General features: G+C 42.8%; 21 protein-coding genes. 18 read left to right on the top strand and 3 right to left on the bottom strand.

Going from position 1 to position 20,804, the window contains the following annotated elements; genetic code table 11:
* The first annotated feature begins 105 nt into the window (after window positions 1–105).
* The 4 genes from M8E35_RS23390 (at window position 106) to queG (ending at window position 5,051) form a co-directional block, all read left to right on the top strand.
* Complete coding sequence (locus M8E35_RS23390) at window positions 106–987, top strand: diacylglycerol/lipid kinase family protein (RefSeq protein ID WP_252473163.1); 882 nt, start codon at window positions 106–108, stop codon at window positions 985–987.
* Window positions 988–1,140: 153 nt separating this feature from the next.
* On the top strand, window positions 1,141–2,742 hold the full coding sequence (locus M8E35_RS23385) for a tRNA nucleotidyltransferase/poly(A) polymerase-related protein (RefSeq protein WP_252473161.1): 1,602 nt from the start codon (window positions 1,141–1,143) through the stop codon (window positions 2,740–2,742).
* A 202-nt stretch (window positions 2,743–2,944) separates the two neighbouring features.
* On the top strand, window positions 2,945–3,586 hold the full coding sequence (locus M8E35_RS23380) for a flavin reductase (RefSeq protein WP_252473146.1): 642 nt from the start codon (window positions 2,945–2,947) through the stop codon (window positions 3,584–3,586).
* Between the two features lie 412 nt (window positions 3,587–3,998).
* The gene (queG, locus tag M8E35_RS23375; RefSeq protein ID WP_252473143.1) at window positions 3,999–5,051 is read left to right on the top strand and encodes a tRNA epoxyqueuosine(34) reductase QueG; all 1,053 of its coding nucleotides are present in this window, start codon (window positions 3,999–4,001) and stop codon (window positions 5,049–5,051) included.
* Between the two features lie 789 nt (window positions 5,052–5,840).
* On the opposite strand, the gene M8E35_RS23370 is transcribed toward queG, so the two are convergent.
* From M8E35_RS23370 to M8E35_RS23360, 3 genes are all read right to left on the bottom strand, one after another.
* Window positions 5,841–6,317: a flavodoxin domain-containing protein gene (locus M8E35_RS23370; protein ID WP_252473140.1), complete on the bottom strand. Its 477-nt coding sequence runs from the start codon at window positions 6,315–6,317 to the stop codon at window positions 5,841–5,843.
* 346 nt (window positions 6,318–6,663) lie between these two features.
* A complete protein-coding gene (locus M8E35_RS23365; RefSeq protein ID WP_252473137.1) occupies window positions 6,664–7,833 on the bottom strand; it encodes an aminotransferase class I/II-fold pyridoxal phosphate-dependent enzyme in 1,170 nt (389 codons plus the stop codon).
* Window positions 7,830–8,327 carry an Lrp/AsnC family transcriptional regulator gene (locus M8E35_RS23360; protein WP_252473135.1) on the bottom strand — a complete coding sequence of 166 codons (498 nt, stop codon included), beginning with the start codon at window positions 8,325–8,327 and terminating at the stop codon, window positions 7,830–7,832. The genes M8E35_RS23365 and M8E35_RS23360 overlap by 4 nt, the downstream gene beginning before the upstream one ends.
* Before the next feature lie 282 nt (window positions 8,328–8,609).
* Between M8E35_RS23360 and M8E35_RS23355 the strand changes: the two genes are divergently transcribed.
* The 14 genes from M8E35_RS23355 (at window position 8,610) to M8E35_RS23290 (ending at window position 20,796) form a co-directional block, all read left to right on the top strand.
* The gene (locus M8E35_RS23355) at window positions 8,610–8,879 is read left to right on the top strand and encodes a hypothetical protein (protein ID WP_252473132.1); all 270 of its coding nucleotides are present in this window, start codon (window positions 8,610–8,612) and stop codon (window positions 8,877–8,879) included.
* Window positions 8,880–9,017: 138 nt separating this feature from the next.
* Window positions 9,018–9,233 carry an FmdB family zinc ribbon protein gene (locus tag M8E35_RS23350; RefSeq protein ID WP_252473129.1) on the top strand — a complete coding sequence of 72 codons (216 nt, stop codon included), beginning with the start codon at window positions 9,018–9,020 and terminating at the stop codon, window positions 9,231–9,233.
* A gap of 16 nt (window positions 9,234–9,249) precedes the next feature.
* Complete coding sequence (locus tag M8E35_RS23345; RefSeq protein ID WP_143187671.1) at window positions 9,250–9,720, top strand: tRNA (cytidine(34)-2'-O)-methyltransferase; 471 nt, start codon at window positions 9,250–9,252, stop codon at window positions 9,718–9,720.
* A 56-nt stretch (window positions 9,721–9,776) separates the two neighbouring features.
* Window positions 9,777–10,829, top strand: a complete 1,053-nt coding sequence (locus tag M8E35_RS23340) for a glycosyltransferase family 4 protein (protein ID WP_252473126.1) — start codon at window positions 9,777–9,779, stop codon at window positions 10,827–10,829.
* A gap of 98 nt (window positions 10,830–10,927) precedes the next feature.
* A complete protein-coding gene (locus tag M8E35_RS23335; RefSeq protein ID WP_252473123.1) occupies window positions 10,928–11,884 on the top strand; it encodes a glycosyl hydrolase family 18 protein in 957 nt (318 codons plus the stop codon).
* 22 nt (window positions 11,885–11,906) lie between these two features.
* The gene (locus M8E35_RS23330; RefSeq protein WP_252473120.1) at window positions 11,907–12,605 is read left to right on the top strand and encodes a metal-dependent hydrolase; all 699 of its coding nucleotides are present in this window, start codon (window positions 11,907–11,909) and stop codon (window positions 12,603–12,605) included.
* A gap of 115 nt (window positions 12,606–12,720) precedes the next feature.
* Window positions 12,721–12,861, top strand: coding sequence for a cleavage protein (locus tag M8E35_RS23325; RefSeq protein ID WP_229250793.1), 141 nt, complete (start codon window positions 12,721–12,723; stop codon window positions 12,859–12,861).
* A 2-nt stretch (window positions 12,862–12,863) separates the two neighbouring features.
* Complete coding sequence (locus M8E35_RS23320; RefSeq protein WP_252473117.1) at window positions 12,864–13,043, top strand: alpha/beta-type small acid-soluble spore protein; 180 nt, start codon at window positions 12,864–12,866, stop codon at window positions 13,041–13,043.
* Window positions 13,044–13,125: 82 nt separating this feature from the next.
* Entirely contained in the window at window positions 13,126–14,448 is a 1,323-nt protein-coding gene (locus M8E35_RS23315; protein WP_252473114.1) for a DRTGG domain-containing protein, read from the top strand.
* Between the two features lie 59 nt (window positions 14,449–14,507).
* A complete protein-coding gene (locus M8E35_RS23310; RefSeq protein WP_252473111.1) occupies window positions 14,508–18,047 on the top strand; it encodes a DNA polymerase III subunit alpha in 3,540 nt (1,179 codons plus the stop codon).
* 76 nt (window positions 18,048–18,123) lie between these two features.
* A complete protein-coding gene (gene coaD / locus M8E35_RS23305) occupies window positions 18,124–18,630 on the top strand; it encodes a pantetheine-phosphate adenylyltransferase (RefSeq protein WP_252473108.1) in 507 nt (168 codons plus the stop codon).
* Between the two features lie 71 nt (window positions 18,631–18,701).
* Window positions 18,702–18,902, top strand: a complete 201-nt coding sequence (locus M8E35_RS23300) for a putative signal transducing protein (protein WP_007784763.1) — start codon at window positions 18,702–18,704, stop codon at window positions 18,900–18,902.
* 3 nt (window positions 18,903–18,905) lie between these two features.
* Window positions 18,906–19,826, top strand: coding sequence for an acetyl-CoA carboxylase, carboxyltransferase subunit beta (accD, locus tag M8E35_RS23295; protein ID WP_252473106.1), 921 nt, complete (start codon window positions 18,906–18,908; stop codon window positions 19,824–19,826).
* Window positions 19,810–20,796 carry an acetyl-CoA carboxylase carboxyltransferase subunit alpha gene (locus M8E35_RS23290; RefSeq protein ID WP_252473103.1) on the top strand — a complete coding sequence of 329 codons (987 nt, stop codon included), beginning with the start codon at window positions 19,810–19,812 and terminating at the stop codon, window positions 20,794–20,796. Before accD ends, M8E35_RS23290 begins: the two co-directional genes overlap by 17 nt.
* Window positions 20,797–20,804 lie beyond the last annotated feature (8 nt).

Raw genomic sequence — 20,804 nt, 5'->3', positions numbered from 1 at the left:
GGGAGCATTAATAACAGAATGAGTGCCACTCAACCGGATAGAATTTGGAAGATTAGTGGCACTTAGCTATCTATAAATCTGGATAAGGAGTCGATTATTAATTTCATGAAGGGTCAACGATTACGATTAGTCTATAACCCCTACGCAGGAAGACGAAAACTAACTGTGCAACTGGATACTGTCATTCGCATTTTTCAAGAAAGTGGCAATGAGGTGTGTGTACATCGAGCATGTTCCCCAGAAGATATGGAACAAATCGCGTCCCGTAGCAGTGATGTCGATCGTTTCGTTATTGCAGGAGGGGATGGCAGTATTCATCAAGCGGTCAACGGTCTATTAAAGATTCCAGAAGATCAACGTCCTGCACTTGGGATTTTACCTGTTGGAACCGCAAATGATTTAGCCTACGCGTTGCATTTGCCTAAAAGCATTCCTGAAGCGTGCAAGGTTATTGCTAAGGGAAATGTGTTTAGAATGGACACAGGTCAGGTCAATGATCGCTATTTCGTTAATGTAGCCAGCGCGGGGCTATTAACGGATGTATCTCAAAAAGTGGATACTCGTGTTAAAAATACCCTCGGACAACTAGCTTATATTCTTAAAGGCATTGAAACACTTCCTTCTTTTCGACCCTTTCGCATTGAGTATGAGAAAGATGGACAACAATATTCAGACGATGTCGTCTTATTTTTAGCAGTAAATGGCCACTCGGTGGGAGGGCTTAGAAAGCTTGTGCCAAAAGCTTCTCTTACTGACGGATTACTGGAAGTTTTAATTGTACCAGCAGCAGGTTGGCCTGAAACAATCAGACTGCTCTTAAATGTTTTGCGTGGAGAAAAAGTAAGTGCTGAAAAAATTAAAGAATTCCAAACCACAGAACTTATGATACTAACCGATCGCCCCATAAAATCTGATCTAGATGGAGAATATGGTCCAGAAAGCTCATGGCATATCAAGATTGGACCGAAAATTTCAGTGCTTTGTTAACTGGGCGCAGTCCTTCAAGGGCTCGCCTTTGTTACTTATTGAACGATGTTATATTTAGGAGTAGAAAATTACTCTGATGGGGAAAATATCTATGATTTTAAGCAAGTGAATTTTTAAGATAAAGCAGTTAGGGATTATGATCGGAGGGATTTCATGATCGGAACACCATTTCAACAGGAGGTCTTGAGAAGACTCAGTGATCTTAGCCCTGTCTATATTGTGGGCGGCGCAGTTCGCGATGCGCAGTTAGGAATTCCCTCAAAAGATGTGGATGCGGTTACGACACTTTCCCTTGAGCAGATTGAGAATAAGCTGTCTGATTGGGGATACACTCCCCACATTATTGGGGCTCATCAGCCGACGGTTAGCCTATTTCAAGAAAAAGACCGAGTAGATATATCGGTGTTTTCAGGAGACGTTGAAACAGACGCCCTGCGCAGAGATTTTACCCTGAATGCAATTTATCAAGATATTCAAACTGGAGAGTTAAAAGACCCCTTAAATGGCCTTAAAGCCTTGAGGGATAGAAGAATAGAAGCATGCGGACGGGCAGAGGCCCGTTTCCAAGAAGATGCGATTAGGATTTTGCGTCTTATTCGTTTAGCTGTCCGTTATGATTGTGTAATTGAGCCAGAAACTTGGCAGGCAGCATACAACAACATCTCCTTAATCCAAGATGTCTCAGTGGAACGAGTTACAGAGGAATTAGGTAAAATTCTTATTCTTGAAGAGATCGACAAGGCTTTAGGTTTCCTCGATGATTTGGGATATTTTAAAATGTATATCCCTGAGCTGGCTAGACTAAAAGGACTTGTTCAAAATCGATATCATACTAAAGATGCATGGGAACATACCCGGCATGTCGTGAAAAATACACCCGATCGAGTACTCTTGCGTTTAGCGGCCTTATTACATGATATGGGGAAATGGGAAACAGCCAGTCGGGAATGTTATGCGTGGGGAACAATTAAATCGACAACTCAAGGCTATATGGTTAACGAATTTAAGTTGGTTGGGAAAAACTTGGAGAAATGGATAGATAGAGAAGTAGAAGTACACGGGGGAAGATTAGATAATTACCAGGATACTATTGTCGTAAAACGCATTAAACTCGTGCGAGCTGCGCATAAGAAACAATTTGAAATGGTTCCAGAAGGGAAACGGCACTTTTTACAGCACGAAAAGGAAAGTGCCCGTTTGGTTAAGGAATTCTTGTCTCGTTTTCGCTGGACGATCGTTCTTCCAGGTGGGAGTAAAGGAGAACGAGAACTTCACTTTTTAGTAGGACATCATATGTTAGGGACATTAACCTTTATGAGTGAATTAAAAGGAGAAATGCATAATACTAAAATTCATCTGAAAGCTCGTCGCTTTGCCTGGGATGTCGGGTGGAATGGGCAGAACTTTAACTCGCAAAGGGTGGAGAATTTACTCGACTTATGGAAGGCAGACTTTCTTGGGGGTAAGCAGGATGCCGAAAAGAATTTAAGCCGGCTTGACGGGATTCAGGGTGAAATCCGAAATGCCTGTATTTTCTTGGCTGAGCGAGCCCGTCGTCTTGAATGGGGATTTTTCGAGGAATTTGCCCGTGAAAAAGGGCTTGAAGGGGAGCGGTTTGGTCATTTTAAAGAACAAGTTCGCAATAAGATTATGATGGATACTAAATATGTCTTGAATGATCCGCAATTTCTGGAAAAGGAATACAAGTTTTTTTGCTCTGGTCAGACTCCTTATACCGCTAGGTGGCACCACTGATACCTTGTCATCCCAGGGCGATGCTTTATCTACGTCCTTTTCGAGTCATGGCCTTCGGCGGAAGTTTGGAACCAGTCAAGTCTTCCAAGAAGCAGGAGTGGGATCATCATTAATATTAAAACGATTGATTGTAGCTTATAAATATCTTGACCTAAATGAATTATTAAGTTACAATAATTTCAACGAAGGACGGTGTTAATTAATGGAAAAACGTTGGCGTTGTACCATATGCGGGTATATACATACTGGGGAGAATCCGCCAGAAACCTGTCCAATTTGCGGTTATGATGCGAGTTACTTTGAACTAGTTACGGATGAGAAGGAAGCTAGTGCCGAAGTGAAATCAGTTCCTAAGCCGGTAACCGTTCAGCCAGATAAAGCAGCTGCAATTCGTCAAGCACTTTATCGAATTTCCTATGGTCTCTATATTATTACGGCTCACGCTGAAGGTAAGGATAACGGGCAATGTGCAAACACCTGTTTTCAAATTACATCTGACCCCGCAAAAGTAGCTATTGGGATTAATAAACAAAACTATACTCATGAGTTAATTCAGAAGAGTGGCAAGTTTGGGGTTTCAGTATTAAGTCAAACGGGTCATGACTATGCCCGTGGGTTTGGTTACCGATCAGGTCGGGATGTCAATAAGTTTGAGGGTGTTGCAGTTCATCGCGGAAAGTCGGGAATTCTCTTACTTGACGATGTGCTTGTAACCATGGAGGCAACGGTTACAGGGCAGTTAGATTCCGGAACCCATACGTTATTTCTTGGGGATGTTACGGCAGGGGAAATCCTGCAAGAAGGGGATCCAATGACCTATGCCTTTTTTAGGGCGTCTAAGTAAACTATCTGGCTTACTTTAAGATGAATACGGGATTTTCTTTAAAGCATAAAACCATTGTAGTTAGCGATGGTTTTATGCTTTTGTGTCAGATGTGTAAAAACCAGATGGTGATTGTTAATTTATGGTTTCCCAAATCTAAGGTATGGTATAATGGAATAAGGAACTTATTCGTCAAATCCCAAAAAGCCGTGAAGATCAAGAAAACGTACGTGTTTACGCAAAAGAAGTAGGGCTATAGTATTTGAGAAAATAGGTTGAGGAATTTGAGCATGGACAAAGCCTATAACGTCTCTCGTCTATTGGTCGCAAACCGCTCTGGATGAACTAAGCATTAAACATAAACGAGAAAATGTTTATTCTAGACAGAAGTGACTTAGAGCGCAATGAGAAACTTACTCGGGAAGGAAAGCCCATGGACATACTTGAACAGACAATGTGGAAAATGAACATAAAAAAATGGGCAAACGAATTGGGGTTTGTCTCAGTTGGGTTTACCACGTCTGAGCCCATTGATAGACTGGCTCACTTGTTACAAGTGCGAATTGATCAGGGTTTGGTGACACCTTTTGAAAGCAAAGAAATTCAACAACGGATTGATCCTCAGGCAGTCTGGCAAGATTGTCGGACGGTCGTTGCCTTAGTCTTTCCGCTTCCTTTAACGGTTCCCCCTCAGGAAGGAGAGGGTGTAATAGCACGCTCGGCAGTGGGGGAGGACTATCACCGAGTTGTTTTTCGGAAAATCAATCAGCTAATTGATACTATGGTTAAGAATGGTTGGCTGGGATCAACTCAATCACAAGTGGATACAGGACCTTTAGTTGAGCGTGCCTTTGCGACACGTGCCGGGATTGGCTGGATTGGCCGGAACCAGCAACTGATAATTCCAGGGCAGGGTTCTTTTGTGGTCCTTGCCCTGCTTCTTTTAGATCAAGAGATTATACCTGATGAGCCTTTACCCCCCGGACAATGCGGAAGTTGCCAAAAATGTGTTCAGGCATGTCCGGCCCAGATTCTAGGCAAAGAACCCTTTGCAGCCAAAAAATGTGTTTCTTATCTGACTCAGAGCAAAGAGGTGCTCACTCCTGAAGAGCAGCACCTCTTTGGGTTGCGAATTTTTGGTTGCGATACTTGTCAAGAGGTGTGCCCGCACAATCAAAACTGGCTGAGGAAGGAACACTTGTCTACAGATCTAACTGCCAGTCTATCTAAAGCCCCGATTCCACACAGTCGAGGGGTTAATCTACTCGAAACTCTTAATTTAACCAAAGGCGAGTTTATAAAACGTTATAAAGTGACCGCAGCAGGATGGCGTGGTAAGGGCGTTCTTCAGAGAAATGCCTTTTTAGCCTTGGGTAATGGTCAGGTAAATAGAAGCGATCAATGGTTGAAAGATCGCGAAAAGGATAGATCGGTTCCGCCGATGATTTTGCCATACCTTCAGGATAGTTCTGAAAGATGTGAGTAAACCTGAAGTTGAAGTAGTTGAGGAATGTACTTTAGTTTTCTCTTTTTACGTGGAATAGGAGGAGGCAACTTTCCTTTTAGTCAGCTTGTTATTTTGCATTACCGGATGTTTGATGGTCAGTGATGTCCATGGCGATTAATGAGAGATATTGTAATTAGTTTATCAAATTCTGATTCGGAATTTATCAGGCGCTAGACATCGTAGAGGGGAGTAGCATTTAACTCCCCTCTACATAATAATTCTTCGGTCTTTTTAATTCAATAACTGAAGTTTTTGGTTACCTTAGCCAGTGTACTTGTATTCAGCATCATAGAAACGGCTAAAGCTAATGGTTAGGATTCTTAGGCATATCTAGTTCACATATTCAGAGATCTGCCCAATCTGGATTTTCATAACAAGCCGGAACTATTGGGACAGTTGCATGCCCTGGGCGAATTTTTTGTACCAAGCTATTTGTTCTATCGCTTACCCTTTAGTTACAGAATAGGGGGTCAGGCTCGCGAGTGTGCTAGATCGCATAAAACAGCCTGTCCCAAATACGACAACGTTTTCGTATTTGGGACAGGCTGTTCTCCGTAGCGGGGTCCTTTTTGCGACAAGACTCACCCTATTACTTCTCTTTGATTTCCAGCTTCATGCCAATCTCATCTCGTAGATTTCTAAAAATATCTTGAGCTGCCTGTTAATAAGAAAAATAGAACAACAGCTAAAATCGTTTTGGAGGTTTTCAGACCTTAAGTTAGAGGCTGAATCGATAGATAGAAGATTAACGGATGGATGGTGAGTCATTCACGCATTCAACTTTTTCGCAAATCGTTCTATTTCCTCAACATTGATTTTAGAAACATCGCTGGTAACCCCAGCAACCTTTTTTACAATTTGACGCTCTATGAAGTTCATTTTGGACACCATAAATTCTCCACCAAACAACCCGTTCGCCTTAGAATGTTCTCGTAATTCTTTTGGATAAGTTGTTTCAAATTGTTGCTCGGCCTTTTCTCCCTCAAACATGCAACAAAGAAAGAGCCCAAGATGTTTGGTCATTAAACTTTTTTGATTCTGTTTAATAAATTGTTTTACTTTTGATTTGACAGAACCCGCATAGATAGAACTTCCGAGTATTACAGAATCATAGTCGGTAAGAGGAGGGTTTGATAACTTCTTTAAGTTTATTAATTCGACCTCTCCGTTAAGTTGTTTCTTAAGTAATTGAGCTGCTTTTTCTGTTGTTCCATGAGAGGATGAAAAGATAATTAGTGTTCTCAAAGACAATCTCTCCTTTGTATAAATAAAGGCATATTATTTACCATTATATAACGGTCTTAGATTCATTTACTAGCAAGATTGAGAGTTCATCACTTAATCGTGCGATTAAGTGAATGATTGAATTAGATATTGAAGAATATGAACCAAATCAATAATGCTCTTTACTTGAAAAACCAGGTTTATCCAGTGAAGATATAGAGAATACCCTCATATCATAATTATGACATGAGGGTATGAGGGTATTCTTATTTAGACGTTTTAATATTGTCCTTGACATAGGACCCATTTTAGTTAAAGGACAGTATGCCTTAATTATATTCAGAATTATATTCAGACCCTCAAATTCTTATAGATTGGTTAATCTCCGCTCCACAAAATGGGAAATGCGTTTAAGGGCTTCCTGAAGTTGCTCCATGGAATATGCGTAAGAACAGCGAATATGGCCTTCTCCGGAAGGGCCAAATGCAGTTCCCGGAACGACAGCTACTTGCTCTTCTATTAAGAGCTGTTCAGCGAATTCTTCTGAAGATAATTTTGTTTTGGAGATATCTGGGAAAACATAAAAGGCACCTAAGGGTTCGAAACAATCGAGGCCCATCTGTCGAAAGCCGTGAACCATAAGACGTCGTCGCCTGTCATAGGCTGTGACCATATCGTTTTTTGCTTCATTGGCAGACCGCAATGCTTCTATGGCGGCAAATTGCCCCATGATGGGTGCGCAAAGCATTGTGTATTGATGAATTTTAGTCATTCCTTGAACCAGATCAGCATGACCGGCAACGTATCCAATTCTCCAACCGGTCATGGCGTATGACTTTGAGAATCCACTCACAAAGAGAGTGCGGTCCCGCATTCCGGGTAAGCTGGCAAAAGAGACATGTGTCTCGTCATAGGTGAGGTCGGAATAGATATCATCGGCAAGGACAAGAAGATCGTGCTCATTCACGAAATCGGCAATGGGAAGCAAATCCTCGCGATTCATAATCGCTCCTGTAGGGTTATTCGGATAGGAGAGTACTAAGAGCTTAGCTTTAGGAGTATAGGCTCTTGCTAAGTCTTCTACGCGCAAGCGGAAATTTTCTTTGGCATAAGTTGGAACGTAGTTGACACTTGCCCCTGCCAATATGGCACACGGAGCATAGGATACGTAGGATGGATCGGGAACTAAGACAACATCTCCTGGTCCCAGTACAGCTCGCATCACGAGGTCGACGGCCTCGCTCGCTCCAGAGGTGATTAGAATCTCATGATGTGGGTCGTAGGAAAGATTTAAGGTTTTATTCAGATGGTGGGACAGCTCATCACGCAACTCAAAAAGACCTGCGTTACTGGTATACATGGTCTGTCCTTCTTCCAGAGAAAAGATGCCACTTTCTCTGACTGTCCAGGGAGTGACAAAGTCTGGTTCTCCAACCCCTAATGAAATGACATCTTTCATAGTCGCGACAAGGTCAAAGAACTTTCGGATTCCCGAGGGGGGAAGGGTTGCAACATGGGTGGCCAAATAATTATTCATGGTGACACCACCAGACGTTGGAGCGTCTCTTCTTCACCCATAAGCTCTATTCCGTCTTGCTTATAGCGGCGAAGCACAAAGTGGGTCGCTGTACTCTGAACATGTTCAAGAGGGGCCAACTTTTCAGCCACAAAAAGGGCGACATCTTGCATGGTTTTACCTTCGATAAGCAGGGATAAGTCATATCCTCCGGACATCAAAAAAAGCGCTTTGATCTCAGGATATTTCTGCAAACGTTTGGCGATCTTATCAAAGCCATAGCCCCGTTGGGGCAAGACTTTCACTTCAATCAGAGCAGATACCTTTTCATCGCCGGTCCGGTCCCAGTTGATCATGGGTTGATAGCCGACGATTACTTTTTCGTTTTCCCAATCCTTAATACGTTTCGTGATGTATTCTGGTGACAATCCGGTTTGAACAGAAAGCTCTTCAGGCTTAAGTCTACAATCTTCGGAAATGAGTTTGAGCAGTCTGCGATCCTTTTCACTGAGCATTAAATCCACTCCTCTTACTATATAACACATCATAACACGCATTTTATTCTTATAAAAGATCAAAATTAGGAGGACGATTTCGTGCCATGGTAATCCTTTTTTAGGTTGGTATTAACTTTACCAAAAACGAGACGAAACATCTAGGCTTTTCCTGTATGTATACAAAATATCTTTCTTAATTGTCTGTATTATCTGTTTCTATTTTCCCGTCCACATATTTTAAATAATATGTTCTCATGCTGAAGCTGATAGAGGTCCCGTAATTGAATCAGGGGCAAGATAATGAGTAGACTAAGCACATTAGGGAAAGTCTGTCTGATTTATCAAAATCTCTGCAAAGTGGCGGTGTGTAGCATGAAGGCAATCGGTGGGATAATTCTGATTTGCATAGGGATAGGATTCATAGGGTATACGGTTAAAGATATAAAAGGGTATGGGCTCAAAAAATCTTGGGTTAAGATGTTAATGTTTAGCATAGATGTTCTAGGAGAAGGGGGAGCTGCTGCAGGTTTGTTACTTATACTTGTAGGCTTAATCCTAATATTTGGCTAAGTAATTTAAGGATATTGCTTGAGTGACAAGTTTCGATAATATTAGGTTGGGTTTGTCAGAATTTCAGGTTATAATAGTTTGGATAGGATAAAAACCTTACTTAATCAATTTATTGTTCATGGCGGAGGGAGTCATTATATGCCAATCTATGAATTTGGATGTCCGAGCTGTGGGGGTGTCACCACGGAATTATGTAAAATAGGAGAAAAAGGGGCGCAACTCAGGTGTGAGGAATGTGGAAACACAGGGCTTATAAAACACATCTCAGGATTTGCAAGTCTGGGAGTACGCGGAGGGGCCGGGAGCGGCAACTGTTCGCCAGGGTGTAGTGGGAATTGTGCAGGATGTCATTGAAAGGGGACCCATATTCTTGAAGAAGCGACTGAATATTGTCTTAGTTGAACCAGAAATTCCACCGAATACAGGAAATGTGGCACGGCTTTGTGCAGCGACGGGAGCTGCACTCCATCTAGTTAAACCATTAGGTTTTAGCATTGATGACAAACAACTAAAACGTGCTGGTCTAGACTACTGGCATCTTTTAGATATTTATATTTATGAAAATTTTGCGGAGTTTGAAGAAAAGAACCCTGTTGGTCCTCGTTATTTAGCAACCACTAAAGGTGGGCGATCTTATACGGACATTTCCTATGAATTAGGAGGATACCTTCTATTTGGGAAGGAAACCAAAGGACTGGCTCCTGAAATTATTGCGCGCTATCCAGAAACGGCACTGCGATTGCCGATGCGTGCGGATGCTCGTTCCTTAAATCTATCAAATTCTGTGGCTGTTATCGTTTACGAAGTGTTACGCCAATGGGATTTTCCGGACCTTGTCTAGAAAGGGGCAAAGCACATGTTAACAAAACGCAATGCAAAGGCGGTTGAAGAACAATCATGATGAATGGATATTGGTTGACATTTTTAATGGCCTTAGTGATTGCTGTAATTGCTACGCCATTTTCTATGAAACTGGCAAAACGGTGGGGGGCAATTGCCTATCCGGGCGGGCGACATATTCACAGACGACCAATTCCACGTCTTGGCGGGTTGGCACTGTATGTGGCTTTTTGGATTACTGCTTTGGTGACACAAGCTTGGAGTGAAAATATCTGGGGCTTATTTATTGGAAGTACCATCATTGTAGCGGTAGGTATATGGGATGATATCCGTGAAATTCGCCCTTTATATAAGCTGTATTGGCAAATCGCGGCGGCGGCAGTGCTGATCTTCTTTGATTTTTCTATGAATTTCATTTCCCTCCCGTTCTTCGACAAACCTCTAAATTTTGCATATCATGGACTAAGTGCTGTTGGCATTATACTCATGCTATTTTGGGTAGTCGGATTGGTGAATACAGTGAATGTTTCTGATGGATTGGATGGACTGGCTGCCGGCATATGTTTTATCGTCGCTATTCTGCTGTTTTGGTCGGCGGACGGGATTAATCAATTTCCAGCTGCTCATCTTACCTTAGCTTTAGCCGGAGCGCTTCTCGGTTTTCTGTTTTTCAATTTCCCCCCAGCGCGTGTTTTCATGGGGGATTCCGGAAGTATGTTTCTAGGTTATATTATTGGAGGGATTTCCATCATGGGCCTCCTTAAAACTGCAACAATTCTTGGTTTGGTTTTCCCGCTCCTAGTTTTGGGCATGCCGGTCACAGACCTAACTTTTGCCATTATACGGCGAAAACTGCGCGGGCAATCTATTGCCATGGCTGATCGAGGGCATCTGCACCATCGTTTACTCGATGCTGGGTTCACTCAAAGGCAAGCTGTATTTTTAATGTATGGAATTAGTGCTTGCTTTGGGGTTGCTGCCGTACTTGGAGCAAAGGGACAATGGATTAGTGCCCTTGTAGTTCTCTTTGTAGTTTTTGCGATACTGATCACTATTCTAATGCGCCGAACTGAAAAGCTTGCTGTATTCGCTCGTCGTCAATCAAAGTAAGTTCCATCTAGAACACTAAAATATTGCCTTTGCCATTAGGCGCCTGCTACACTTCTTTTTCCCTCTATGCATATGATGGTCGGAAAGGGGGTATAAGTATGCCATTAAATGTATTTGCCTTTTATAATGGCTTAACGGAGCAAACGAAGGGTTATCCTTATTTAAAACGTTACGGGAACAGCATACAGGAACTAGCGATTTTTGAGGTGTCTATTCAGAGTAATGGAGCAATCCTTGGGCGTCCAAGTCGGCAACTTATTGAAGAGGCCCATACCATGGGGATGAAGGTATATTTAGTCATTAGCAATTTAACGAGGCAGGGTCAGTTTTCTACAGCTTTGATAGGACGTTTAGTACGAGAACAAGAATTAGCGAACCTCGTTTGGAGAAACATACGTAATGTTTTAGTTGAGTATCGAATGGATGGAGTAAATCTTGATTTAGAAAAAGCGGCTCCTGCAGATCGTCCGCTTTTTAGTCAATTAATTCAAACTTGGTCCGCCATGTTTAAAGAAGAAAATTTAGTAGTATCAATAGATGTTCCAGCTAAAACTTCTGATGACCCTCTGAACGCTTGGAGGGGGTCATTTGATTATAGACCAATTGGGCGAGCTGTGGATGAAGTAATTCTGATGACTTACGAAGAACATTGGTCGGAAAGCGAACCAGGATCGGTAGCCTCAATTCCTTGGGTTACTCAAGTATTAGATTATGCCATAGCCAATATTCCGCGTGACAAAATCTATATGGGAATTCCAATGTATGGGTATGATTGGCCAGAGAACGGTACAGGGAAAGTTATCGGTTATCAACGGGCTACAGAGCTTGCACGTCGATACGGTGCTCCGTTACAATGGGATGCAAGGCAACGCAGCACGTATTTCCGATACGAGACTAGAGGAGTTCGTCACACAGTATATTTTGAAGATCCAAGGAGCTTAAGAGAGAAACTGGAGCTTGCAACGCAGAAAGGCATACGCGGTGTTGCACTTTGGGAAATGAACCTTAGTTATCCTCAATTTTGGGAAGTACTGCAAACGTACATCAAACGTTAAAAAAATAGGAGGTTTCTCATGTATGCGTATTCATTTCCATGGACATGCTTGCTTTGAAATTGTAGGGGAAGCGGGAAGAATCCTTATAGATCCTTTTTTAACAGGTAATCCAAGCGCAACGGCTAGGCCTTCAGATTTTACTCATCTTGATGCGATTCTTGTCACCCATGGGCATAGTGATCATTTAGGTGATGCAATACATTTGTCTAAGCAGACCGGAGCTCCGATTATTGCTGTTTTTGAGTTGGCGAGTTATTGTCAGAGCCAGGGGGCTAAGACGCACGCTATGCATATTGGAGGAAAGCATCTGTTTCCCTTTGGATTGATTAAACTTACTCTTGCATTACATGGATCTGGGATACAAAGTCCCAACGAAGAGCATATGATCTATGGGGGTTTAGCCTGCGGATTTTTGCTTCAGATGGAGGGAAAATGGCTTTATCATGCAGGGGATACAGGATTGTTCGGGGACATGGAACTTATCGGCCGTCGTTATCCTATCGAGGTTGCTATGCTCCCAATCGGTGATAATTTCGTCATGGGAGTCGAAGAAGCGGTTCATGCGTCCCAATTATTGCGCCCTAAAGTGGTTATTCCCATGCACTATAATACATTCCCAGTGATTGTCCAAGATGTTGGAGAGTTCTTACATCTCCTGCAACGCAGAGTGCCAGAAAGCCGAGGCAAGGCACTAAGTCCGGGTGAATCATACGAAGTTTAAAACATAGTTGAAATCAATCAATCCCACTTGATGCTCAAGTGGGATATTTTTATGCAAAAATGGTCAGACTTAAAACGTGAGGAGAGATCATTATTAGTTTAGGAGATGAATTTAAATGACAAGAAAATTATGTGCGATGCATTGTCTTTATGGGATTGAAGGTCGTTGTCGTTTGGAACATATTATAGGTGAACGCGGACCAAATTGCCCTCATTATGAAGAAGGCTTTAACCTCATGAGCAGGGGGAGGATCTAAGAATGAAGCAGCAAAGACCAAAGGTAAGGCGAATAGATCCTTTAGAACCTCTGAAAATGGAGATCGCGGCGGAGTTGGGATTGCTCGAACAGATACACAGTAACGGATGGCATTCTTTAAGTGCTAAGGAAGCGGGGAGAATCGGAGGGCTTATGACTCAAAGGCGACGAAAAGATGGTTAGAAGATTACGAAGACATAGTTGAATATTAATTCATGTGATATAATAATAGTCCGATATAGTAATTAGTGGGGAGCGTATATAGTTGACAAAGCATCAGCAAATTTTAACCTTTATTGAAGATCTGGCAATTGGCAGTAAGGTTTCAGTCCGGTTCATTGCTAAAGAGCTGGACGTCAGTGAAGGAACGGCTTATCGGGCTATTAAAGAGGCAGAGTCCAAAGGATTTGTCCGTTCGATTCCTAAGGTTGGAACGATTCGAATTGAAGGAGTCAAAGAGAGGCAAATCGAGGATTTGACATTGCGTGAAGTTTCACAGATTGCCGAAGGTGTTGTTATTTGCGGCTTTGCACATCTCGATCGCTCCCCTAATAAGTTCGTTATTGCCGCAATGGAGTTAAATACCATGGTACGCTACTTAGAAGAGGGTGCATTGTGTATTGTCGGAAACCGTCGCGACGCCCAGATTGTTGCTTTAAATCATCATACATCACTGTTAATTACCGGAGGATTTGAACCTGATGAAGAGGTTGTAGCTTTAGCACGAAATAATGAATTAGTGATTATTCAGTCTCCTTATGACACATTTGCGGTGACTTCAATGATTAACCGTGCTCTCTATGATCGATTGATTCAGAAAGAACTCATTTTAGTTGAAGATATTATGGTTAAAGATGTGAGTTATCTAACTGCAGATGCTACGGTCGACGATTGGAGAAAACTATCTCAAAATACGGACCACAGTCGTTTTCCTGTTGTTGATGAGGAAATGAATCTGGTTGGAATCGTTACCGCTGTGGATGTCGCCGGAGCTGAGGTTAAGACACCTATCAAAGAGGTTATGAATTCTAATCCTTTTCTTGTCGGTCGAGATGATCCTGTAACCCATATCTCCCGAATCATGGTTTGGGAGGGGTGGGAAATAGCTGTCGTTGCAGATCAGGGAAAATTAATCGGCATTATTAGCTTACAAGATGTCATTGAAGCTTACCAGCAAGTTCAGAAACAACCACAGTTTGGAGAAACAGTCGATAATCTTGTGCTAAGCGGATTCCGATTTGTCGATGATGCAGAGCATCTCACTATTGAAGGGGAAATTACCAATGCCATGAGTGATGACTACGGTTCTGCCAGTTGTGGGGTTATCGTGACGGTTATGAATATGGCGGGCTATATTGGACTGCGCAAGAAGTATCGACTTAATGCGATTACCGAAAATTTTACCCTGTACCAGTTGCAGCCGATTGCAGTCGGAACTGAAATTAAGGTCACAGCAAGGCTATTATTAGTTGCCAAGAAACATTGCAATATTGAGGTAGAAGTGACGACTAATAATGCTATGGTTGCCAAAGGTTTAATGACTGCCAGGATAGGGGATAAGAAATTGGTTAGCGAAACAGTCCATTAATTTGCAAAGCCCCCTCATTCATGAGGGGGCTTTCTAAGGAAGGCAGGTGAATCCTTATAATGACTCAAAAGTCTCAGAATACGTGTGGCTTTGTTCACTTGCATAATCATACAGAATTTAGTCTGCTTGACGGAGCAGCACGAATCAAAAACTTAGTCCAGCGTGCAGTGGAATTAGAAATGTCGGCTTTGGCTATCACGGATCATGGAGTCATGTACGGGGTTATCGACTTCTATAAGGCCTGTAAGCAAGCCGGAATCAAACCGATTATAGGGTGTGAAGTTTATGTAGCCCCTAATAAGAGGACTGATAAGATACAAGGGAAAGACGACGCGAATTATCACTTGGTTTTACTTGCTGAAAATGAGCAAGGGTATCGCAACTTGATCAAATTAGTTTCTATGGCTCATATCGAAGGTTTCTATTATAAACCTCGAGTAGATAAAGAAATTCTTCGCAAGCATTCGGAAGGGATCATTGCGCTAAGTGCCTGTTTGGCTGGAGAAGTCGCTGAGCACTTGGTGCAGGAACAATTGGAAATGGCTGTTCAAAGCGCTCTTGAGTATGAAGATATTTTCGGTAAAGGGAATTTCTTTCTGGAAATCCAAGATCATGGGATAGAAGAACAGCGCAAAGTCATTATAGGAATGTGGAAGATACACGAGCGTACGGGGATTCCAATGGTGGCTACAAATGATGTGCACTATGTTAAGCGTGAGGACGCGTTCGTTCAAGATGCTCTGCTCTGTATTCAAACTGGTAAGACCTTAGATGATACAGCACGAATGCGTTTTTCCAGTCAGGAGTTCTTCCTTAAATCTGAACAGGAGATGTCTCTGCTCTTTGGGGAACACCCGGAAGTGTTGACGAACACGTCCCTGATCGCGGAACGTTGTCACATGGATTTTCATTTTGGGGATAATTTTTTACCTGTGTTCGAGGTTCCCCCAGGATATACCTTGGATGACTATCTAGAGGCAGAATGCCGCAAGGCCTTTCCCCGTTTCTATCCTCAAATGACGGAGCGGGAACGTGAACGATTAGATTACGAACTTCAAGTCATTTTCCAAACAGGCTTTTCTGGATATTTTTTGATCGTGGCAGATTTTTGCCGTTTTGCCAGGGATAATGGCGTGGTCGTCGGCCCGGGACGAGGATCTGCGGCTGCGAGTATGGTCGCATACTTACTAGGGATAACATCGGTTGAACCGTTGCGCTTTGATTTGCTGTTTGAACGTTTTTTAAATCCTGAACGTATCTCAATGCCGGATATTGATATAGATTTTGACCCGGAAGGCCGGGAACGTGTCATCCGTTATGTTACCCAAAAATATGGCGCTGATAAGGTATGTCAGATTATCACTTTTGGAACTATGGGGGCTAAAGCGGCTATCCGAGATGGGGGAAGAGTGTTGGCTATCCCCTTGTTTCGAGTCGATAAAGTAGCCAAGGCTATTCCTTCGGATCTGGGAATGACGTTGGAGAAGGCTTTAGATGTATCCCCTGATTTGGCCCGAATGGTAGAAGAGGATGAAGAAATAAAAAGACTTTATACTTTGGCCAAGTCACTCGAAGGAATGACCCGACATGCATCTACGCATGCTGCAGGGGTCGTGATCTCTAAAGATCCTCTTATGAATTATTTGCCACTCCAGAGAACGTCAGAAGACTTTGTCATGACTCAGTTTCCGATGAAGGCAGTTGAGGAAATTGGGCTCCTAAAAATGGATTTTCTGGGTTTGAGAAACCTGACAATTTTACAAGAGGCTGTGCTGCGGATTGAAGAGACCCATGGTTTAAAGCTTGATTTACCAACTTTAACCTTAGATGATCCAAAGACCTATGAGCTTTTGGCGTCAGGAAACAGTACGGGGATTTTTCAGCTGGAAAGCGGCGGGATGCGCGCGATTCTAAAGGATCTTAAACCAACATGCTTCGAGGATATTATCGCTGTCGTAGCCTTATACCGGCCTGGCCCAATGGAACAAATCCCAGAATTTATCCGCCGAAAACGCGGAGGTAACATTACTTATCTGCATACAAAGTTAGAGCCAATCCTTAAATCGACCTACGGGATTATTGTATATCAGGAACAAGTCATGCAGATTGCCCGGGATCTGGGGGGCTACTCTCTGGGACGAGCGGATTTGCTACGCCGGGCGATGGGGAAAAAGAAGAAAGAAATCATGGCAGAGGAACGGCAAAATTTCATTCATGGATTGCAAGATACTGATGGAAAATGGATTATTCCAGGGGCACTGCGCATTGGCTTGACGCTCAAAGATGCAGAAGAAATCTTTGACTTAATGGCTAAATTCGCGGAATATGGCTTTAATAAAGGGCATGCAACAGCTTATGCCGTGATTTCGTATCAAACGGCTTATTTAAAAGCAAACTATCCATTAGAATTTATGGCAGCTCTTTTAAGTACAGTGATGGGTTCGTCGGATAAAATATCGTTTTATATTCAAGATGCTCGAACTGGTGGGATTCAGGTGCTTCCTCCAGATGTTCAATATAGTCAAGTCGGATTTTCTATTGAGGAGAAAGCGATCCGCTTTGGCTTTGGTGCCATTCGTAACGTCGGCGTTAATGTTGTGGAGAAGATATTAGATGCTAGGAAGGATGGACCTTTTAAATCTCTTGATGATTTTTGCCTGCGTGTCGACCAAAAGGTCTTGAATCGTCGTGTTCTGGAAAGCTTAGTGCGCTCTGGTGCTTTTGGATCAATTTGCACAAGAGCGCAAGCTCTGGCAGTAATCGATCAAGTACTAGAGACGACTGGGCGTCGGCAAAAAGATCGACTTTCAGGGCAATTCTCTCTTTTCGATTTGGATAAAGAGATGGATGAAGGAATTACTCTGCCCCAGCTTCCTGATTTTAAAGAACGAGAGATCTTGGACATGGAAAAGGAGTATCTCGGACTCTACTTAAGTGGACACCCGCTTTCTTCTGTTTTACCTCAACTGAAGGATTATATTTCTTCAGATGTCTTAACTTGCCTGGAAGGGGAGGAAGAGAAGAAAGTTGCGCTTGGTGGATTAGTGACTGGTTTTCGGCAGAATGTTACTAAAAAAGGGGAAATGATGGCCAGCTTCGTTCTGGAAGACTTAACGAGCGGAATTGAGGTGTTGGTCTTTCCCCGTGTTTATGCTCAGACTAATACTTTTGCTAACGACGATGTGATTGTTGTGTCAGGACGATATAACATTCGAGACGACGAAAAGAAGATCTTTGCCGAGAAAATTACTAAGCTAGAGGACTTAAAACCTTCTGGAAATAATAAACATACTAGACAAGCCGCAATTTCCGAAGAAGTTCCAATCTCGATTACGAGAAGCAACTCGTCACAAGTTGCAGTTAAGCGACTCTTTTTAAGATTCTCTAACGAAGAAAGTGATTTAATGCAAACAGTATTGAGTATCTTACAACGTTTTCCTGGTAGCCAACCGGTTTATTTCTACTTTGAGGATAGTCAGAAAACCCTGGAAGGAAAACGGAAATTTTGGGTTAATGATAGAGATGAACTGACAAGCGCACTTTGGGAAGTGATGGATCAACAGAATGTGGTCTGGCGACCAGCTAAATATTTTGCCTAAAGGGGCTTGCCTTGCAGGAATCTTAGCTTTTAAGGCGAAAACCATCAAAACATCCTAAATGAAAAGGTGATAAAGTGTGCGTATTGCAATATATCCAGGAACATTCGACCCAGTAACTAAGGGACATCTTGATATATTAGTTCGAGCTAAAGAGCTATTCGATGGCTTGATTATTGCCGTTGCTGCCGATAGTAATAAGACTCCATTGTTTACATTGGGTGAGAGAATGGAACTTCTCACGGAATCAACCAAAGACATGCCTAATGTCAGTGTTCGTGTTTTTGAAGGGCTGACAGTCGAGTTTGCTCGCCAATGCAGGGCCATCGCCATAATTCGAGGGCTCCGAGCCTTATCTGATTTTGAATATGAATTCCAATTGGCCTTAATGAACAAAAAGATTGCCCCCGATGTGGAAACAATTTTCCTTATGACCCAAAGCGAATACTCCTTTATCAGTTCAAGTGCCATTAAATGGGCTTCCAGTTTACATGCCGGGGTCTCTGATTTTGTACCCGTACATGTAGAAAAGGCGCTTATCGCAAAGTATTCTAGTCTTCGTTCAGACTCTAATATGGAGGATTAGAATACCCCTTTGTTGCACAATTAGAAGGGCTATGGTATCATAAATCGATTTAAAAAGGGGGATTTTCAAAAATGTGGACGGTCATTTATATTGCTCCCAATAAATTAATCGCAGAGAAGTATAAGAAAATCCTTACGGATGAAGGGATGCTTGTCCAGCTTCGTCCGATTGGCTCGGCGCATCTTGGTGAACATGCTTCAGTCGAAATTCTTGTGCCAGAATCTGAAGCTGAAGAGGCGCATGAAATTATCACTGGCGCTATGGGGAGCTAGGCTATGTTTAAGGATATATTCAGAAAGACAAAGTATGTTACCATAAAATCTGGTCAGATGCAGAATCGCACTCCATCTGAGGTTTCTATGCAAGAAGAAGCTGTTGGTGTAAGTAAAAAAGAACTGCCTGATGGTCTTTGGGTTAAATGCCCAAAATGTGGGGAAGTTCTCTTCAATAAAGATATCGAGGAAAACGCGCGAGTTTGTACTACCTGTGAGCATCATTTTAGAATTTCTGCCAGTGCGCGCCTTGCGTTACTGGTGGATGAAAACAGTTTTGAAGAGTGGGATGCTGAATTAACAACTTTAGATTCTTTGGAATTTCCCGGCTATGAAGAAAAGCTCATTGAAGCCCACGAAAAATCAGGCATGACAGAAGGAATACTCACGGGTCGTGCCAGAATTGAGGATATTCCCTTTGTAGTTGCTATTAGTGAAGCGAGTTTTATGATGGGCAGTATGGGTTCTGTCGTGGGAGAAAAAATTGCCCGGGCGATTGAACGGGCGATTGAGTTAAGGTTGCCGGTGGTTATTTTTTCTACTTCCGGAGGCGCCAGGATGCAAGAAGGGATTCTTTCTCTTTACCAAATGGCCAAAACGAGTGCGGCTTTAGGAAAATTATCAGAGAACCGCCTATTATATATTTCCGTGCTTACAGATCCCACCTTCGGTGGGGTGACAGCCAGCTATGCTTCACTGGGAGACATTATGATTTCTGAACCTAATGCTTTAATTGGGTTTACAGGACCGCGTGTCATCAAACAAACGATGAGGCAAGAACTCCCTAAGGGAGCACAAACGGCTGAGTTTAACCAGGAACACGGCTTGATTGATCTGATCGTGGCGCGTACTCAGATGCGGTCCGTTTTAGCACGTTTACTACGGTACCATCAGGAAGGGGCTAAGTATGGCGCAACTGTTTGAATTTGAAAAACCAATTGCGGAACTAGTAGTTAGAATTGCAGAAATCCAGAAGTTTTCCGCGGATAAGGGGATTGACCTTTCTCAAGAAGTAGCCACCCTTGAAAAAAAAGTGGCACTCTTGAAGAAGGAGATTTATGGAAATCTTGAGCCCTGGCAGAAAGTTCAAATTGCTCGTCACTCAGAGCGACCTAACTTTTATGATTATGCTCCCCTGTTGTTTGAAGACTTCATAGAACTTAAAGGGGATCGGCTTTTTGCGGATGATCGCTCTGTTGCTGGTGGAATAGCACTTTACCACGGAATTGTTGTGACCGTAATTGCCCAGGTTAAGGGTAAGGATACGAAGGAAAATATTAAACGTAATTTTGGCATGCCACATCCGGAAGGCTATCGCAAAGCGGTACGATTGATGGATCAAGCAGAAAAGTTTGGACGTCCGATCCTTACGTTTATTGATACTCCTGGGGCTGCCTGTGACCTAGGAGCCGAGGAACGAGGCCAGGGTGAAGCAATTGCTCGATGCCTGCTTGCAATGTCAGGCTATCATGTTCCTGTGATCAGTACGGTGATTGGAGAAGGCGGAAGCGGCGGTGCACTCGCTCTTGGGGCGGGCAATGTACTATTAATGCTCGAGAATTCTTTTTACTCCGTAATTGCTCCAGAAAGTTGCGCTTCAATTCTCTGGAAGGATACAACAAAGGCGAAAGAAGCGGCAGCCGCTTTGAAATTTACAGCTCAAGATTTATTAAGGCTTGGGGTAGCGGACGAATTGGTACGGGAGCCTCAAGGTGGAGCTCACAATAATCTGAACCAAACTGCTGATGAATTATCGCAGGTCATATCAAAGTATTTGGTTCGACTGCGTTCGGAAAGTCCAGAGGTGCTTCGCGAGAAACGATATGAGAAGTTGCGGACCATCGGATTTTTTCATGAAACAGCTGATATAAATTTAACAAAAGACTTGACTTAGTCTTGGGA

It is taken from the genome of Desulfosporosinus nitroreducens (assembly GCF_023897015.1).
GTDB classification, from domain to species: Bacteria; Bacillota; Desulfitobacteriia; order Desulfitobacteriales; family Desulfitobacteriaceae; genus Desulfosporosinus; species Desulfosporosinus nitroreducens.
Note: the sequence above shows the minus strand (reverse complement) of the source record. Positions and strands in the feature narration are given on the sequence as shown.